Here is a 17,026-nt window from a genome sequence, read left to right on the forward strand (position 1 = left end):
GCAAATGATGATGATCAGACTAAAATAAAGAGAACCGGCCATACGATAAAACGGAGTTTGCAGATGATTAGTAAGCGCTTTTTTAAAACCAAAGACGAAGTAGAAGTCACTTTTGAACTGGACATTCCTGAAACAGCGTCCGATGTTGCTATTGTAGCGGATTTTCTGGATTGGCAACCGGAACCGATGAAGAAAGTCGCCAAATCTTCGACGTACAAATACAAAGCGCGGCTGCCGAAAGACGGTGAATATCAGTTCCGCTACCTGCTTGATGAAGGTCAGTGGATGAATGATCCCAATGCTGATCAATATATTCCTAACGGGTATGGGGAAGATAACTGTCTTGTTTCTACCCACCAGTAATATTCTGATTTTGATGCTTGTGTTGAGCTAAGCAGCGCTGCATCGTATCGGTATTATTCCCTGTCGGGGGCAGAGAAAGGGTACTTTGGTACCCTTTGATTATGCTTTGACTTTACTCTGATATTGATTACGTCATAAAATCCTATGCTTGAGCGTCTTTGATATATTTGCAAGGTGGGGTTGTTTGTGATCAAGTTAATCGTTGAACGAGTGATGTCGCTGTCCAGACGACAGCGTGTTTTCATCCTGGGATTACCTTTATTGGTCGGGGTTTCTTTTTATACACTACTGAATGATCACACCACACGTCACAGTCTTGATGTCAGCATTGCTTCAGAGAAAGATCTGGTCGATTCGCTGGTTGCCGAACAGACACAATCACCCGCAGAAAACTTGCCTGATTATGAGTATGTTATCCGTTCCGGAGATAACCTCAGTACCATTTTTGAACAGCTTGGGTTCGGTTATCGTGATCTGTTGAAAATCATGGAAACGGACTTGAACTATTTGGCACTTGATACGATTCAGCCCGGTGATACCCTGAGATTCTGGCGAAGTAAAGATGGCAATGACTTAGCAAAAATGTCATTACAATTTAGCCTAGTTAAACAGGTTGTTTATACCCGTCTGGATGACGGCAGCTATGCGTATCAAGAGATTAAAATCCCCGGAACCTGGAAACAGTTTCCACTGATCGGTGAGATTGAAGGATCGTTTTCGCAGTCTGCTTATCGGATGGGGCTCAGCAGTAATGAAATTGAACAGATGGTGAGTTTATTGAAAGATAAGGTCAACTTCTCAAGAGATTTACGCGCCGGCGATCAGCTTGAAATTGTTCAATCGAAGCAATTTGTCGGGGATCAACTGACCGGCAACAATGAAATTCAGGCGATCAAGATATTTACTCGTGGCACAGTTGTTTCCGCTTACCTGCATACGGACGGACAGTATTACGATCAGGATGGTCATAGTCTGCAAAAAGCATTTCGTCGTTACCCGACCAGTCGTCATTGGCGGATGAGCTCACCATTTAATCCTTTCCGTCGTCATCCGGTGACGGGGCGCATCATGCCACATAACGGAACCGATTTTGCCACCCCGGTCGGAACACCCGTACTGTCTACCGGTGATGGCACGGTGATTATCGTTCGTAAGCACCCGTACGCAGGGAATTACGTGGTAATTCGTCATGACAGCACTTACATGACACGTTATCTGCATCTGAGTAAGATTCTGGTTCATCGCGGACAGAAAGTGTCCCGGGGGCAAAAAATTGGGTTATCCGGGCAGTCGGGAAGGGTCACCGGCCCGCATTTGCACTATGAGCTGATTGTGAAGGGACGTCCGGTTAACGCAATGAAAGCCAAAATCCCGATGGCAACCTCAGTCGCCAAGAAAGAGATGCAGCAATTTATGACACACCGTAATAAAATGGATCAATTACTTGAACGGCAAGAATTAAAACTTGCGGCCCATACAGAAGACAAAACAGGGCAGAGTTAAGCACATGGAGCGCTGCGCTTAATTTATCCCGAGTATTATCGGTTTGATTCTTTCCGCCCGAGCAATTGGTGAATCACCATGTCGGGCGGTAGGGGCACAGAGAACAAATACCCCTGAATTTGTGTACAACCCATCTCATAGAGCCGTGCCAGTGATTGTTCCTCTTCCACGCCTTCGGCAACCAAATCGACATCCAATTGTTCCGCTAGTTGAATAATCAAACTGACAACCTTCTCAGAGGTCTCATTGCGTAGCATATTTTTGATAAATGATGCATCGATCTTAATACAGTCGATTGGATAATTATGAATATAATTAAGACTGGAGTAACCGGTTCCAAAATCATCCAGCGCAACTTTAAAACCGGCATCGCGTAGATTTCTGATAATATTTTGAGCGACTTGCCGTTGTGATAACAGTGCTGTTTCGGTAATTTCAATGGTGAACTCTCCCGGATAAAAACCATAGCGCGTAATGAGTGCTTTCAATGTCCGGATATAATCACTTTGTTGGGTTAGCTCATAGGCTGAACAGTTAATACTGAGCCTGATTTTTTGGTTCAGCGATTGCTCAATTTGCCTTTTGGCAAGACAGGCGAGTTCAATAACACGATGGCCGAATTCAATAATAAGGCCGGATTGTTCAGCCGCAGCGATAAACTCGACCGGAGATACTTCGCCGAGCACCTGACTCTGCCAACGGCAGAGCACTTCAAAATAATTCCAGGTTGATTGATGCTGTCTGACGATCGGTTGGAGTACCACATAAAGCTCCTGCGGTTCGTCAATCTCTGTACTCAACGTTTCCCGAAGTGCGTCAATAACCTGATTTTTGCGATGATATTCCTCGCTCAGATGCGTGTCGTAACAGCAAATGTTAGGCTGGCATAATTTCTTACTGTTTTTGAGTGCAAGACTGGCATTCAGTAGTAATTGATCTGCATCGATCGATTCTTCCTTATAGCTGGCAACCCCGATACTGGCTGAGATTTTAATATAATGCGCCGTATCCCGGTAGCCAGCTCGAATTCGGGTCAGTATCTCTTGGCAGAGTTCAGCAGGGTGCGGATCAAAGGTGATAAAAGCAAACTCATCTCCGGCGATCCGAAATGTCAGTTGCCGGTCTTGAATACATTCAGAAATGGTATGAGCGACAAATTTTAAAACTTGATCACCGATATAATTGCCATAGAGATCATTGATGTGTTTGAAATCATTAATATCCAACATTCCCAGCGTAAAATTAAATTGGCTTTGAGATGCTGATACCAGTCTTTCCAGAGTATCGGCCAGAAAACTCCGGTTCATCAAATTGGTCAGGTCATCGTGGGAGACTTCATAATTCAGGCGATTGAGTAATACATCCGTTCGGTCGGTTTGGTGTTGAAAACGACGATATTGCATGACGACTTGTGAGACCAGACGATGCCACTGTACGATGATTGATGGATCGACAATCGGGGATTGTGTCAACGAAACAAACAGATAGATTTGGTCACCGGATACCGTATGGTTCACCATCGTTCCCAGATAGCCTTCAATTTGATGTTTTACCAAATAATTGACCTGCGGGTAGCGTTGGTGAACCTGAGTCGGGATGAGGTAATACTGATGCGGCTGATACTCAAGCTGATATGTAATCAGCGTGTCCAGATGCGTGCCGATGTCTTCATCAAACGGTTCTCTCGAGGATGCCGCAAGCAAACGCCGCTGTTGTTTTATTTTGTCGATCTCAAACAGCAAGGCAGCATTTGAATCGGTTGCCTGATGCAACATCTCGGTTGATTTCTGATAGAGAGAGCCATCGGTAATCGAAATCAGTTCAGAAATCGACTGCAAATCCACTGCGCCGGACGAGCGTGGTTCTCTTATATTCATATTGAAAGCCTACTGACATTGTTATTTTGTTTTTACCACATAACTTTGGGCGAAGAGTGATGCTTTTTCCAGTTTTTGGCTCGATTGACGCCCATTGTCTGAGGTCAGGTATGGGGTTAGTCTTGAGAATAAATGAATTTGTGAGAGTATACGCGGGTTACCCGATGATGTATTTTCAGCATGTCGGGATGATTCGAATGTCAGAAAAAACAGAGACGGAATATAAATGTTACAGCATGATTTTGAACAGATGGTAAAACAAGCCTGTCAGACCGGAAGTTTACCGCTCGCACTGGCCTATTTAAAGCAGGTTGACGAAGCAGAAATTGCTTCAGCGGCTGGAGCTTTAAGCGGACAGTTTATGATTGCAGAGATTGAAGGTGAACAACGTATTTATCATGTGACTACCCAAGAAGACGAATCGGGAACGTCTGAAGAGCTGGCTGAATACGTGATGACGGAAGGGGATGATGTGATTCGCTTTGTGGCTTGGTTTTTCGATACACAATTTGGTATCAAAGGCAAAGAAACCTATCAGGCTGCGGGTAAAACCTATACTCAGCCAAAGCGCAAATAGCCTCATAAAAAAGCCTCCCTGATTAGAGGGAGGCAAAGAACATGAAGTGACCAGTGATTCTGCCATATCACTGTGAAAGAAGCACAAACGCTGCCTGCATTTGTCATCCAATAGATTGCAGAGTTTATGCCAACTTTTTAATATGTTTTAAATCAATAAGTTATTTGTCAGTTTGTAAAAATCCATTTTGCGATGTGCGTTACGATGGGGCAAGGCTGGGATGAAATGGTGCAGAGTGCTATGCCGGACGGCCTGACAATAAAAAAGGTCAGACATCTCTGCCTGACCAATCGTGGATTATATGGTTTTATGTGTTCAGATTAGAAATCGTAACGAATACCCGCTTGGAGTTGATCGTCTTTTTTCGTCAGCTGTTCGAACTTGTAGCCGGTATAAACACGCAGGTTGCCATTGAATTTATGCTCAACTTCCAGCGCAAGATGATCGACTTGATCTTTGTTATCTACTTCCTTGAAGTTGTAGACAGCGATCAGTGATGTTTTGCCAAACTTGTATTTTGCACCCAGCTCATAGTCATCGGCATCAACTTCTTTGCCGCCTGAAACGACAGTACCAGTGCCGTACAGAGCACCCAGAGTTAATGCATCCAGCTTAAATTGTCCGCCGATATTGAACTGGTCTTCAGAGTTAGAACCACTGTCTTGCGTTACATAGCCAAGACCAACAGTCAGGCTATCGGTGAAGCCATACACGGCAGAGATACCGAAACTATCATTGTCTTTCTCGTCTGAGGCAATATAGTTCGCCTGAAGACTCAGCGCATCGAACTGACCGGAATAAACAAAGTTGTTGTCACGCTTATCTTTGTTACCGCCGATAAGGTCAGCGGCTTCTTCATCGAAGGTATTCATCAGATCAGTAAAGTTAGTGACCTGAACCTGCGCTGAATCTTGCTTACCATAAGAGAACTCACCAATGCTGGTTCCCATACCTGCATAGAAATAACGGTTGGTCAGGTTATCACCATCCCCGTCACCTTTGCTGCTACTGTTATCGAGTTCTGCTTCATATTTACCAAAGCCATACAAATCATCAGATAGTGCAGTTTTGCCGACCAGATTAACCCGTGCCCGGGATTTGTCTTTAAAACGGCTATTTTTAGTCGATTCATTTTGGTCGGAAAGATTGAAACGCGCTTCGGCACGACCGCCCACTTTCAGGGTTGTACCTTTGCTATCATAGACTGTGGCAGCAATAGAAGAGCCGGATACCAATGCTGTAAGAATGGCTGTTGTCAGAACTGCTTTTTTCATCTTGTTTACCTTATTCCATTGTGATTGAGCTTCTTTGCTCTTTTTTGTAATGACTGGAGTAAGTTAGAGGGGAAATATGAATATCAGATTGCAATGTTGTTACTATTAGATGTTGTTTTTATTTGATTTTTTTATGATTTTTATGAAAATATGAACTTCGATTGCTATCCACTGAAAATGTAAATCATAAATATATTCTTTTTGTTTATGATTTAATCCTGACTTATATGCTTTTTTATGTATATAAACTCGCCTTGCAGCCCTGACCAAGCTAGTGCATTCGCTTATTTTGTGGTTTGATGACACATTCTGAATCACGGTGGTGAAGATTATGAATTTTTTAGCTCACCTGCATCTTGCTCAGGCCTGTCAGTCCAGTCCGCTGGGAAACCTGCTGGGGGATTTTGTCAAAGGTGACCCACAGGGACGCTACCCGGAGCCCGTTGTTCAGGGGATCCGCTTACATCGATTTGTTGATGCATATACGGATCGACATCCATTGGTGCTGCAACTGAAATCCTGTTTCCCGGCAGAGAGCCGCCGGTTTGCCCCTATCGGACTCGATTTATTCTGGGATCACTGTTTAGCCCGTGACTGGCATGAGCGACATGACCACCCGCTGGATAGATTTTGCCAAACCGTGTATGGGCAAATTGAGCAAGAGTTGACGTTTACGCCACCGGAATCTTTTATGCAGGTTCACCAACGGATGTGGCAAGGGCGCTGGCTGGAGTCTTACGCCGAGTTCGAGAATATTGAGTTTGCTTTACAGCGAATGTCGCGCCGCTCACCGCGGATGCAGGCGCTCACCAGCTGTATTCCATCGCTGAAGACACACTATCAACATTTGTCTGAGAACTTTACTCAGTTCTATCCACAAGTTCTGGAAGCAGTCAGTGTGGCATCTTCAGCGATGGCATCAGGGAACGAATCATTGCATGAGTGAGGTCTTAGACGACCGCAGCTTTGGCGAGCTGTTTTTGCCGGATTTTTTCCGAGAGCAGGATAAAAATCAGACAAAACCCGCCCATACACAGCACCACCGTCGCCAGATAAATGGTGTTGTTATCGGGTAAACGGGCAAAGTAGGTTGAGGTCAGACTGACCAGAATCATCTGCAAGCTACTGTAGAGCGCACTCATTCGACCGCCGGATGTCGCCGGAAACAGTTGCAGTGCTGAGGCGATGGTATTACTGAATATCAGCGCCTGACCGAAGGTGGCGATCATGAATGGAATAATCAATACATAAATATTTTGGTATCCGTTCAGGTTGGCAAAGAGCATGGCTGCCCCGGCAGTGAGAATTAAGATGCTCCCGAGCATACATGAAAAGTAAATACCGTGTTTCAGAACCATCTGACGGTTCATCAATGCTGCCAGATAATAGGGCGCCCCAATAAGAACCGCGAGATAGCCATACTCATCCGGAGAGAGGTTAAAATTGTCCTGAACTAAAAATGGTGTCATCACGTTGTAGGAAATCACAATGCAGTAGGCAAAAAATCCCCCCAATACGTTGATCATAAACTGCGAATTGGTTATTGCATGAAGATAATCCTTCAGGGTTATTTTTAATAAAGGAGCCTGCTGTTTTTCCGGGGTTGCTGTTTTGGTTTCCGGGAGATAGAAAAAGCACAGGACCATGATGAACAGATCAAACAGAGCCAGAAAAATAAAAACGGAGGTCCAGTGAAAAGTCTTGGTCAGCAGACCGCCAATCACCGGGCTTAATCCGAAGCCAAGTGCAAATCCCATCGAGAGATAGGATGATGCACTCGCCAGTTCTTTTCCGGAGAAAACGTCCCGGGCAATCGACCGTCCACTGGTCAGTAATCCCCCACACCCCAGACCTTCCAAAATGCGGCATAAGATGAACAATTCAAACGTGGCACTGAATATATTGCCGACAAATCCGATCAGTGCCAGTAGTAACGCGGTAAACAGAATCGGCTTTCTCCCGATGCGGTCGGAAATCGGACCGAAAAACATCGGAGATATGCCAAAGCCAATGATAAAACAGGTCACGGTGAGTTTGGTCTGGAATTCATCAATGACCAGACCACGACTGATTTCAGGCAACGCAGGCAGATATAACGCAATCGACGCCTGACCTAAAATCGTGATAATCAGGATGAGTTTTTTAATGTGTGATTGTTGAGACTGAGCGCTGTGCATTTGGAGTCCATGGTGTGTGAACGATATTCAGGATTGTATTCAAATGTGATCGGATTAATATAAATATTCTTGCAATACATCTTTGCGTAAGGTGCAAACCAGTGAATCATTATCCGAGTTCTGAGCAGCTTTTTTTATTCTCGACGGTTGTTGATCAAGGCAGTTTTTCCAAAGCTGCTGCACATATAGGGGTGCATGTATCCACCGTCACCCGACAGATAGATCAACTGGAGCAACGCATTAAAGCGAAGCTACTGATTCGTTCAAGCCGGTTTTTAGGGTTAACGGAAGCGGGGCGATATCTTTATGAGAAGTCGAAGCCGCTGTTAAAAGATCTCACCGATACAATGGAGACGATTCGTGCGATAGAGTCGTCAACATCAGGTGTTATCCGCATGAGCTGTTTGCCGACCTTTGGCAAAATGATCGTCATCCCTTTTCTTGCTCAGTGTCACCGACAAGAGATAAACCTTGATATTCATTTGAATTTAACGGAAAGACTGGTTGATCCGATTGTTGAGCGTCTTGATCTTGCCATTCGCATCGGTGAACAACCCGATAGTAGTTTGTATCCGCAAAAAGTCGGGACTCAAACATGGCACATCTGTGCCAGTCCGCAGTTATTGTCCCGCTATTCTGCTGAGCAGATTGGCCAGTTCAACCATTTGCCGCTGATTGATAAATGCGCCGAGTACAACTCGCTGTGTTGGAAAGGGCTGGAGAAATCAAATGTTATTGCGGCCAGATGTGACGATTTCCATGCACAGTTGATGCTGGCAATGGCAGGCATTGGTGTTTGCTGTTTACCGAATTGGGTTGTTGCGCCAGCAATTGCCTCCGGAGAGCTGGTCAAAGTGATGGATGATCCGTTTGATCGTTGTGAAACGATTTATGCCCTCAGACCATTTCAGCAAGCCAGTGCAAAAGTGAGTCTAGCGATGGAGGGGATTGAAACTGCGCTGAGGACGATGTCTGCCGACAGTCAATGAGCCTAACATGGCTCATTGACTGGAAGAAACAACCACCCACCGTCATCAGATCACTTTACTGATCCGTAAAGCGGGCAAATTCAGCGGTGTATCGTTCTCCGGCAACACCGAGTTGCGTGCTGATCTCACTGAGCTGACGGACTTCATCGGCTTTGAGTTCGAGACTGGCGGCACCGAGGTTGTCATCGAGGTGAGCAATTCGCCGGCAGCCCGGAATCGGCACAATGTCATCGCCCTGATGGAGCAACCAAGCCAGTGCGATTCTGGCTGGCGTCGTGGCCTTGTCTGCAGCGAGCTGACGGATTGCATCAACCAACCGCAGGTTGGTGGCGTAATTCTCGTCACTCAGCCGCGGATCGCCCCAGGCCCGAAAATCATTCTTATCGTAGGCGGAAGCGGGTTTGCTATCACCGCTCAGAAATCCACGTCCCAAGGGGCTGAATGGGACTAAGCCTATCCCCAGCTCGCGCAGCACGGGCAACGTCTCATGTTCCAGACGTCGTTCCCACAATGAATACTCACTTTGAAGTACCGACACCGGACATGTCTGGTGCGCTTTACGGATAGTCTTCGGTGATGCTTCAGATAAACCAAAATAGCGAACCTTTCCCGCATCAATCAGTTCGGCGACTGTCCCTGCAACGTCTTCAATCGGCACGTTGGGATCCACCCGGTGTTGATAAAGAATATCAATATAATCGGTCTGGAGCCGTTGCAGTGATGCATCCACCACGTCTCGGATATGTTCCGGGCGACTGTTGAGTCCGATGGACGCACCGTCACGGATATCAAACCCAAATTTGGTCGCAATGACGAGCTCTTGCCGCTGACTTTTCAGTGAGTTGATCCATTGGCCCAGTAACTTTTCATTGGTATAAGGCCCGTACATTTCAGCGGTATCGAAAAAATTAATCCCTTGAGCCAGCGCATGATTGAGTGTGGCGAACGATGCACTGTCATCATAACCCCCATAAGCATGACTCATGCCCATACAGCCTAACCCTAACGCTGAGACTTGTAGACCCTGACTTCCTAAACGACGCTTTAGCATGTGTGTATCCTTATCATTGATGAACCAGGCTATTATGCGCACATTGACATTGTTTATTAATGCTTCAGAATATTCATTAACTATGAAGGATAAGATTGATAATTATCTCGCCTCAATCATGCTGAACATCATTTGTCTCAAGAGTCATATCCATGAAAAGCAGTGAATATACAGAAATGAAAGCGTTCAAAGCCGTTGCTGAACAGGGGAGTTTCTCTGCTGCCGCGAAGGTATTACGCATCACGCCCTCGGCTTTGAGTCAGATTATTAAACGTTTGGAAGATAATCTGGGCAGCCGGCTGTTAAACCGGACCACGCGCAGTGTGGTACTGACAGAAATCGGGTTGCGGTTTTATCAGCGTCTGCGACCGGCACTGGATGAAGTCGAAGCGGCATTTAATGAAGTGAAGACTCAGTCGGGCGCACTGGCCGGCACGGTTCGGTTACACCTGACTACGGCTGCGGCTGATGCGATCTTACAGCCGGTTTTAGGGCAGTTTTATCGGGCATATCCCGATATCGTGCTGGATATTCTGGTCGAAGATGCAGTGATTGATTTGGTCGCGGATGGATTTGATGTCGGGATCCGGTTGTGGGAGTTTGTTGAGCAGGACATGATAGCCTACCCGATCGGGCCGAAAGTCCGTATGTGTGCTGCGACTTCGCCTCAGTATCTGGAAAAGTATGGCTGGCCTGAAACCCCGGCTGCGCTGCGTGAGCATCAGTGTCTGAACTGGCGACGTTTCGGCGACAGAGCGGTATATCGGTGGGAGTTTTTCCAGCACGGGCACTGGTTCTCAATGGCTGTCGATGGTCCCTTGATCACCACCAGCAGAGAGCTGGCGGTGACAGCGGCCTGTGAAGATCAGGGCATTGTTTTCTGGACGGAAGATAAACTCAGACCTTGGTTAGAGCGGGGTGAACTGGTGTCCGTTCTGGATGAGTTCTGTCCGTTCTTTCCGGGATGGCATCTCTGCTATCCGCGTCACCGGCATACGTCCAGCGCGTTGCAAGCATTTATTCAGTTCATGCGTCAGGCTTATCCGCTCACGCCTGAACGACCTATACTGAGCAACCGATAACCGATAACCGATGCAGGTGGATGTGATGCAAATGGGGTTGGTGACATCGGCTTATGTCGATGGGGTTGTATTGGATGGACTTATGCTGGGTGAGAAAGTGGCGTAAATCGCATGACTCAGAATTCGATCCCCGACTTTTTCCTGATGGCTGATAATCCCTTCCAGTGTCATGCCTAACCGTTCACAGACGGCTCTGCTTGGCAAGTTGTCTTCAGCGACCGCAATTTGAACTTTTTCGACGTTGAGTGTTTCAAATGCGTAAGCAATTAAAAATCGGCAGACACGGGTAATAATGCCGTTACCCTGATATTGCTGGCCGAGCCAATAACCGATTTCGGCTTTTTTAAGCTCATGATCAATACTATTAAAGCCAATATTACCCACCAGTTCACCGCGATATTCAATCGCGCAATCCAGACCATCGCCATCAATATATTTATACCGTGAACCTTGAATAAAGGTTTTGAAATCATCGGTGGTATGACAAACTCTGGGCCAGTTTAACCACTGTGAGAGGTATTGTTTATTTTCTTGTACGAGCTCAGCATATCGCGGCGCAAATGATTCATGCAGCTGGTATAAAATAATATCCTGATCGATCGTCCATTTCAGCATAAGGGGATTTACTTTCCTCTGAATTATTACCGGTTATATTGAATTTTGTATTTGAAAACTATCTGAATATTCATCCGTATACCTTAAAGGAACATCTCATCAAACGACAGATAAAATACCCGGTTATTTTATCAGTGCTAAAACAGTGTGATGTTCTGTCGTATTTTTCTTCCTGTTCATCGAATTATTTACAGTCAAAAAAATTATCGTGCTATGGTTTGAGATGCTATATGAACACAAAAGCATATATTGTTTAAACACTGTAATGGAATAATGGAGAAATGATGAAACTAAAAAATACGATATTTATCGCATTGTGTGCTGTCGCGTCTTTCACTTCCGTGAGTGCTTTTGCAGTCAATAAAGATGCGATTGCAGCACAGTTGGCTTCTCAGTTACATAATTCAGGTAATTTAAATCAGCAAATTCAACAGATCGAGCGATCACACACCCCGATACGGGTAGACACATTTCTGGCTCCGCATAATATGCTGACAGAACGCTCGGTAGGGGATAATACCGAGATGTGGCTATTTCTGCCGGTAGATCGGGCGCTGGACGATGATATGTCCGATCTGGTGGTGGCGTATCCGCCATCCGGTGATGAAGCGTCGTGGACTGAAGTGACCGGTTATACGCTCAGCGGTGATAAAACCTCGCTGGCGGTCGATCAGGAACCCAATGTCCCGGTACTGGTAGTCGATGACAATGGTTATTACGCCATGAAAGAGGGAATGGAAAAACTCAATGCCCTCTTACAGAAAAGCGGTTTACAGGAAAAAGCATCAGCAGCCCCTCAGCAAAGTATGCAAGCTCAGGCCGCGACCGGGTTTGATGCGACGAAATTAACCAAAATCAGCGTCAAAGATACTCATGAACCCTGGGTCAAAGGCCCGGCAGAAATATACAGTCTGGTCACGGGGGTTCTGACCGATAATAAACCGCAAGTGATTGCCGTTGAAATGCCTTATCTGGATGACAAAGAGGCCACCTATTATCCTAATCAAATCGTGATTAACTGGTCAGCGTATGATTATCGGGTGGTTGATATGTTGATGTATGAACATGATTCAGGAACCAATTATAAAACCTTGGTTCAGGCATTAGTCAGTGCGATTGGCGCCGCAGGGTCTCTGGCTGGCTGGCCACCCTCATCTGCGATTGCTGAAATTACCAACCGTGTGATTGCTGCGATGCCAGATTCTGTGTTTGTTGATGACGATGATTTTGTTGATGCCTGTTATACCCTTGAGCGCGGTAAATCTTATGCGGATTTCCATTGTTCAGCCGATAATGCAGCTATCAGTATGGAACCCTTTTTCGTTGAACCCAACTAAATCTTTGAGCGTTCAGTAAGAGTCCGGCAACCGCCGGATTTTTTTTGTTTCCGATGTGTTGCTGATGTTGCTATGCTATTGCGCCTCGTGTCTATTCTGATGCGAATCACTCAAGCGCAATAATGTACAATTTTTTTGCTTCAGTGTTGGTTATGATAGGGCAAAAAGATAAGGATAAGGAATCAGCAAACTATGACGATGGTGACAGCAGCACATCACGCTTCGGATTCGCCGATGAGGTTATTTTTCCGTGGGGCGCTGGCGATGATGCCTTTAAGTATTGCGGTACTACCTTGGGGGCTGTTGGCGGGATCTTTTGCAGTCGAATCCGGATTAACCGTGATAGAGAGCCAAGCGTTATCTGCGATTTTATTTGCCGGTTCAGCCCAGTTGGTTGCCACTGGGATGCTAAAAGCCGGTGCCGGATTGTTTTCTCTGCTCCTGACGGTCTTTTTTATTACCTCACGCCATTTTCTCTACAGTGTGTCGATGCGTTCAAAAATCAGCCCAATGCCATTGCGCTGGCGGCTCATTCTGGGATTTTTACTGACCGATGAACTGTTCGCTTTACTCAACCATCAGGATGATGCCCGCTTTAACCGCTGGTATGCATTCGGAGCCGGGTTTAGTTTTTATCTGTTATGGAACATCGCCACGCTGGTGGGGATTGTTGCCGGTCATACGATTCCGCAACTTAATTCGATGGGGCTTGATTTTGCCATTGCAGCCACTTTTATTGCGATTGTCATTCCGAATGTCAAAACAGTACCAGTGACAGTTGCCGTCCTGACGGGGCTGGTGATGTCGGTTCTGTTGAATTTATATCAGGTGGACGGCAGTCTGGTGATCGCCAGTCTGTCTGCGATGATCGCCGGTTATATGACTGAAACCTATCTGGAGAGGAAATAGTATGGTGCTCATCCAAATTATAGCTATGGCAGGGGTGGTGTTTCTCAGCCGCTATCTCTTTTTAGAACCTAAATTGCCCTTACGTTTTGGCCCTCATTTACATCGGTTTTTGAGCTATTCCGGTCCGGCCATCTTAACGGTGATCTGGGCACCGATTGTGTTTATGCCGGAACAGTCGTTATGGATTCACTGGCACAACCCTTATTTGTGGGGCGCTTTAACGGCAGGAGTGATTTCTTGGAAAACCAAAAATGTTCTGCTCACCACCGTGCTGAGCATGATGGTGTTTTTGATCCTTCATTTGGTGGTGTTTCCGGCATAACGGCAAGGTTACTGAGCGACCCATTCAATCTCGATTAAGGTTTTGTCTTCACTCTTCAGCCGGGCAAGGAAAACATCACCCGCCTGAACAACGCCAACACCTTTGGGGGTTCCGGTCATGACAATATCTCCGTCTTCCAGCGTGGTATAACGTTGTAATTCCTGCAAAATGGTATCGGGCGAATACATCATCTGTGTAACCCGGCCATGCTGAATGCGCACGCAATTAATCAGTAACTCCAGATTGAGTGTCTCGACACTGATATCTTTTAAAGCAATAAACTTGCTGAATACCGCTGAACCGTTGAATGCTTTTGCCCGCTCCCAAGGCAGTCCCTGTTTCTTCAGTTGGGATTGCAGGTTTCTTTTAGTCAGATCCAAGCCGAGCCCAACCCCGTGAAAGCGGTTATTTTTGACCAGAAAGCAGATTTCGGTTTCATAGTGGAGCGGCTCTTCATGGAAGGCATTCAACTGCGTGGTGATACTACTGTTGGGTTTATGAAATACCACCATCTGCTCAGGCACGGCATTGTCCAATTCATGAATATGTTCGATGTAATTTCTGCCGACACAGACAACTTTTGACGGTGTGATTTTCCGGTTGCCGAAGCGAATGGTGTTCATGATCCTGTCCTTGATAAAGTCTCTCGTAAAGCTCTGCATCTGACTGTCAGAGATGGTCAGAGAATAGTCTATCCGATCTGAGGCAGAATGAATATTAATATATATTCAATAGCTTATTTGCTTTCAGACTAAATTGACCGACTTCAGAACTGGGCTTGATTGAGCCAGATATGTGTCACAATACTGGCGATATAGCCTAAGACAATGACGGGCGTCCAGCGCAAATGACTCAAAAATGTATACTGCCCGTGAGACGCGCCCATCAACGCAACACCGGCCGCAGAACCGATCGATAACATACTCCCGCCGACACCGGCAGTCAGTGTGATAAGGAGCCAGTTTCCCCCGGACATCACCGGATCCATCGTCAGTACGGCATACATAATCGGGATGTTATCGATAATCGCAGAGAGGGCGCCCATGAAAATATTCGCCCATTGCGCACCCCAATACGGATAGATGGTGCCCGAGATCAGGCTGAGGTAACCCAACAGACTTAAGCCACCGACACTCATAACGATGCCATAGAAAAACAGCAGCGTATCCCATTCTGCATGTGAGATGCGTTTAAACACGTCAAATGGCACGATTGAACCCAGTCTTTTGAGGGTTTTTTCATCATGATTGGCCTGCGCCAGCGCCTTCTGTTGGGCGAGGAAACGGGGCAGGGATTTTTGGAGGTAATAGCCGAAAAACTGCAGATAAGCCAATCCCATCATCATGCCGACCACCGGCGGAAACTCAAATAAGGCGTGAAAACTGACCGCGGTGACAATCGTCAGTAAGAATAATGCCACGATCCGTCTGGCTCCCCGTTTGGGCGTAATTTGTTCCTGAACAAGGTCAGGACGGCCTTTGGGTAAAAAACATGACATGATCAGTGCCGGGACTAAGTAGTTGACGACTGATGGTATGAAAAGGTCAAAAAACTGGAGGAAACTGGCCATGCCCGCTTGCCAGACCATCAGGGTGGTAATATCCCCGAACGGGCTGAATGCGCCGCCGGCATTGGCGGCAATTACGATATTGATGCAGCACAGGTTGACGAAAAATGGGTTATTCTCACTGACTTTCATCACCACAGCGCACATCAACAGCGCCGTGGTTAAATTATCTGCAACCGGAGAAATGAAAAAAGCGAGTAATCCCGTCAGCCAGAACAACGCTGCATAGCTGAACCCTTTACTGACCATCCATGAACGCAATGTGTCAAACAAGCGGCGTTCTTCCATCGCGTTGATGTACGTCATCGCCACCAGCAGGAAGAGCAGTAGTTCAGCATATTCCAGCAAATTTTTCTCGAAAGCTGCTTTGGCAACTTCAATTTGATCAATTTGTTGATAAGAGAACCCGATAATGGCCCAGATAATCCCGGCAGCCAATAGTACCGGTTTCGATTTTTTCAGCTTGATAGCTTCTTCAAAAGTGACCGTAATATAGGCGAGCACGAAGAGAATCACACAAGCATACCCCGCCCAAGAATGTGTCATATCAATTGAAAGTGATGGGCTGGAATGGGTCGATGCAACACTGAGAAAGGGAACAAACAGGAGTAAAATCAAAAAGCGTCCGGCTGATCTTGTCGTCATCACGTTATCCTTCTGATGAAAAAGCATATTTAGTGTAGACCGCATTCATCGTGCTGACTGTGAGTCGAATCAAAATCAACCATATTCACTCTGTTCAATATATCAATCATTGCACCAGTGCTTTAGCTGCCGACAAACTCAAGAACGTTACAATACCATCGGCAGAGTTGATGCAACCAGCAGGAAAGCCATGGTGTAGTTAAACCATAAAAGATGAGCCGGTTTTCTCAGTAAGGTGCTGATCTGCTTTCCGGCAAAAATCCAAGTGGTGCTGGAGGGAATATTGATGATGATAAAAATCACAGCCGTCCAGAGCAGCCCTTGCACGCTTGCCGAAGGATTATAGAGACTCACCGCGGTCAGTGCCATCGACCAGCCTTTCGGGTTGACCCACTGAAACAATGCTGCGGCATAGAATGTCATCGGTTGGTAGTCACCGGTGGCTATCTTTGATTGACTGGTTGCGATTTTGATTGCCAAATAAACCAGATAAGCCAGGCACAGCCATTTGAGAATCGGTTGCAGGGCCGGGAAAGCGTGGAAGACGCTGCTAGCCCCGATCCCGACCAGAAATAGCATCGCCCCAAAGCCCAGAGTGACGCCCAGCATATGGGGGAGTGTCCGCATAAAACCGACATTTGCCCCGGAAGCCATCAGCATCATATTGTTTGGCCCGGGCGTGAATGTTGCGGTAAATGCAAAGAGTACAAGTGCGGGGATTTGTTCAAATAGCATGGA

At 46.3% G+C, this 17,026-nt stretch carries 17 protein-coding genes; 9 read left to right on the forward strand and 8 right to left on the reverse strand.

Translation table 11 applies throughout. From position 1 onward, the window contains the following. Positions 1 to 63 precede the first annotated feature (63 nt). Both VR7878_RS15545 and shyA read left to right on the forward strand, forming a co-directional pair. On the forward strand, positions 64 to 363 hold the full coding sequence (locus tag VR7878_RS15545) for an isoamylase early set domain-containing protein (RefSeq protein ID WP_077336963.1): 300 nt from the start codon (positions 64 to 66) through the stop codon (positions 361 to 363). A 186-nt stretch (positions 364 to 549) separates the two neighbouring features. Continuing rightward, positions 550 to 1,866: a peptidoglycan DD-endopeptidase ShyA gene (shyA, locus tag VR7878_RS15550; protein ID WP_496477926.1), complete on the forward strand. Its 1,317-nt coding sequence runs from the start codon at positions 550 to 552 to the stop codon at positions 1,864 to 1,866. A gap of 35 nt (positions 1,867 to 1,901) precedes the next feature. Here the strand turns inward: shyA and VR7878_RS15555 are convergent, their stop codons facing one another. Then, positions 1,902 to 3,743 carry a putative bifunctional diguanylate cyclase/phosphodiesterase gene (locus VR7878_RS15555; protein ID WP_077336964.1) on the reverse strand — a complete coding sequence of 614 codons (1,842 nt, stop codon included), beginning with the start codon at positions 3,741 to 3,743 and terminating at the stop codon, positions 1,902 to 1,904. Positions 3,744 to 3,969: 226 nt separating this feature from the next. Here VR7878_RS15555 and VR7878_RS15560 point away from each other — a divergent pair, with 226 nt between their 5' ends. Beyond that, positions 3,970 to 4,320, forward strand: a complete 351-nt coding sequence (locus VR7878_RS15560) for a hypothetical protein (protein ID WP_077336965.1) — start codon at positions 3,970 to 3,972, stop codon at positions 4,318 to 4,320. A gap of 320 nt (positions 4,321 to 4,640) precedes the next feature. On the opposite strand, the gene VR7878_RS15565 is transcribed toward VR7878_RS15560, so the two are convergent. Further along, on the reverse strand, positions 4,641 to 5,594 hold the full coding sequence (locus VR7878_RS15565) for a porin (RefSeq protein ID WP_077336966.1): 954 nt from the start codon (positions 5,592 to 5,594) through the stop codon (positions 4,641 to 4,643). Between the two features lie 331 nt (positions 5,595 to 5,925). On the opposite strand from VR7878_RS15565, the gene VR7878_RS15570 reads away from it, so the two are divergent. Continuing rightward, complete coding sequence (locus VR7878_RS15570; protein ID WP_077337011.1) at positions 5,926 to 6,540, forward strand: acyl carrier protein phosphodiesterase; 615 nt, start codon at positions 5,926 to 5,928, stop codon at positions 6,538 to 6,540. 4 nt (positions 6,541 to 6,544) lie between these two features. Here VR7878_RS15570 and VR7878_RS15575 read toward each other — a convergent pair whose 3' ends face one another. Further along, positions 6,545 to 7,771 carry a multidrug effflux MFS transporter gene (locus VR7878_RS15575; RefSeq protein WP_077336967.1) on the reverse strand — a complete coding sequence of 409 codons (1,227 nt, stop codon included), beginning with the start codon at positions 7,769 to 7,771 and terminating at the stop codon, positions 6,545 to 6,547. 101 nt (positions 7,772 to 7,872) lie between these two features. Here VR7878_RS15575 and VR7878_RS15580 point away from each other — a divergent pair, with 101 nt between their 5' ends. Continuing rightward, the gene (locus tag VR7878_RS15580; RefSeq protein WP_077336968.1) at positions 7,873 to 8,760 is read left to right on the forward strand and encodes a LysR family transcriptional regulator; all 888 of its coding nucleotides are present in this window, start codon (positions 7,873 to 7,875) and stop codon (positions 8,758 to 8,760) included. 55 nt (positions 8,761 to 8,815) lie between these two features. On the opposite strand, the gene VR7878_RS15585 is transcribed toward VR7878_RS15580, so the two are convergent. Further along, positions 8,816 to 9,811 (reverse strand): aldo/keto reductase, encoded by a 996-nt coding sequence (locus tag VR7878_RS15585; protein WP_077336969.1) that lies wholly within the window; start codon positions 9,809 to 9,811, stop codon positions 8,816 to 8,818. Between the two features lie 152 nt (positions 9,812 to 9,963). Here VR7878_RS15585 and VR7878_RS15590 point away from each other — a divergent pair, with 152 nt between their 5' ends. After that, positions 9,964 to 10,893, forward strand: a complete 930-nt coding sequence (locus tag VR7878_RS15590) for a LysR substrate-binding domain-containing protein (RefSeq protein ID WP_077336970.1) — start codon at positions 9,964 to 9,966, stop codon at positions 10,891 to 10,893. 51 nt (positions 10,894 to 10,944) lie between these two features. Here VR7878_RS15590 and VR7878_RS15595 read toward each other — a convergent pair whose 3' ends face one another. Continuing rightward, entirely contained in the window at positions 10,945 to 11,508 is a 564-nt protein-coding gene (locus tag VR7878_RS15595) for a GNAT family N-acetyltransferase (protein ID WP_077336971.1), read from the reverse strand. A gap of 281 nt (positions 11,509 to 11,789) precedes the next feature. Between VR7878_RS15595 and VR7878_RS15600 the strand changes: the two genes are divergently transcribed. The 3 genes from VR7878_RS15600 (at position 11,790) to VR7878_RS15610 (ending at position 14,076) form a co-directional block, all read left to right on the forward strand. Beyond that, the gene (locus VR7878_RS15600; RefSeq protein ID WP_077336972.1) at positions 11,790 to 12,845 is read left to right on the forward strand and encodes a DUF3103 family protein; all 1,056 of its coding nucleotides are present in this window, start codon (positions 11,790 to 11,792) and stop codon (positions 12,843 to 12,845) included. Positions 12,846 to 13,043: 198 nt separating this feature from the next. Next, on the forward strand, positions 13,044 to 13,754 hold the full coding sequence (locus VR7878_RS15605; RefSeq protein ID WP_370737097.1) for an AzlC family ABC transporter permease: 711 nt from the start codon (positions 13,044 to 13,046) through the stop codon (positions 13,752 to 13,754). 1 nt (position 13,755) lies between these two features. Then, the gene (locus VR7878_RS15610; protein WP_077336974.1) at positions 13,756 to 14,076 is read left to right on the forward strand and encodes an AzlD domain-containing protein; all 321 of its coding nucleotides are present in this window, start codon (positions 13,756 to 13,758) and stop codon (positions 14,074 to 14,076) included. Positions 14,077 to 14,084: 8 nt separating this feature from the next. On the opposite strand, the gene VR7878_RS15615 is transcribed toward VR7878_RS15610, so the two are convergent. From VR7878_RS15615 to VR7878_RS15625, 3 genes are all read right to left on the reverse strand, one after another. After that, positions 14,085 to 14,699, reverse strand: coding sequence for a fumarylacetoacetate hydrolase family protein (locus VR7878_RS15615; protein WP_077336975.1), 615 nt, complete (start codon positions 14,697 to 14,699; stop codon positions 14,085 to 14,087). 143 nt (positions 14,700 to 14,842) lie between these two features. Next, entirely contained in the window at positions 14,843 to 16,288 is a 1,446-nt protein-coding gene (nhaD, locus tag VR7878_RS15620; RefSeq protein ID WP_077336976.1) for a sodium:proton antiporter NhaD, read from the reverse strand. 147 nt (positions 16,289 to 16,435) lie between these two features. Beyond that, complete coding sequence (locus VR7878_RS15625; RefSeq protein WP_077336977.1) at positions 16,436 to 17,023, reverse strand: LysE family translocator; 588 nt, start codon at positions 17,021 to 17,023, stop codon at positions 16,436 to 16,438. Positions 17,024 to 17,026 lie beyond the last annotated feature (3 nt).

Source organism: Vibrio ruber DSM 16370 (assembly GCF_900163965.1).
Taxonomy (GTDB): domain Bacteria; phylum Pseudomonadota; class Gammaproteobacteria; order Enterobacterales; family Vibrionaceae; genus Vibrio; species Vibrio ruber.

Coding starts and splice junctions, on each gene's coding strand:
- VR7878_RS15565 (WP_077336966.1), bottom strand. CDS start 5,594: ATGAAAAAAGCAGTTCTGACAACAGCCATTCTTACAGCATTGGTATCC.
- VR7878_RS15545 (WP_077336963.1), top strand. CDS start 64: ATGATTAGTAAGCGCTTTTTTAAAACCAAAGACGAAGTAGAAGTCACT.
- VR7878_RS15555 (WP_077336964.1), bottom strand. CDS start 3,743: ATGAATATAAGAGAACCACGCTCGTCCGGCGCAGTGGATTTGCAGTCG.
- VR7878_RS15625 (WP_077336977.1), bottom strand. CDS start 17,023: ATGCTATTTGAACAAATCCCCGCACTTGTACTCTTTGCATTTACCGCA.
- VR7878_RS15590 (WP_077336970.1), top strand. CDS start 9,964: ATGAAAAGCAGTGAATATACAGAAATGAAAGCGTTCAAAGCCGTTGCT.
- VR7878_RS15575 (WP_077336967.1), bottom strand. CDS start 7,771: ATGCACAGCGCTCAGTCTCAACAATCACACATTAAAAAACTCATCCTG.
- VR7878_RS15605 (WP_370737097.1), top strand. CDS start 13,044: ATGGTGACAGCAGCACATCACGCTTCGGATTCGCCGATGAGGTTATTT.
- VR7878_RS15570 (WP_077337011.1), top strand. CDS start 5,926: ATGAATTTTTTAGCTCACCTGCATCTTGCTCAGGCCTGTCAGTCCAGT.
- VR7878_RS15615 (WP_077336975.1), bottom strand. CDS start 14,699: ATGAACACCATTCGCTTCGGCAACCGGAAAATCACACCGTCAAAAGTT.
- nhaD (WP_077336976.1), bottom strand. CDS start 16,288: ATGACGACAAGATCAGCCGGACGCTTTTTGATTTTACTCCTGTTTGTT.
- VR7878_RS15585 (WP_077336969.1), bottom strand. CDS start 9,811: ATGCTAAAGCGTCGTTTAGGAAGTCAGGGTCTACAAGTCTCAGCGTTA.
- VR7878_RS15600 (WP_077336972.1), top strand. CDS start 11,790: ATGATGAAACTAAAAAATACGATATTTATCGCATTGTGTGCTGTCGCG.
- VR7878_RS15560 (WP_077336965.1), top strand. CDS start 3,970: ATGTTACAGCATGATTTTGAACAGATGGTAAAACAAGCCTGTCAGACC.
- VR7878_RS15610 (WP_077336974.1), top strand. CDS start 13,756: ATGGTGCTCATCCAAATTATAGCTATGGCAGGGGTGGTGTTTCTCAGC.
- VR7878_RS15595 (WP_077336971.1), bottom strand. CDS start 11,508: ATGCTGAAATGGACGATCGATCAGGATATTATTTTATACCAGCTGCAT.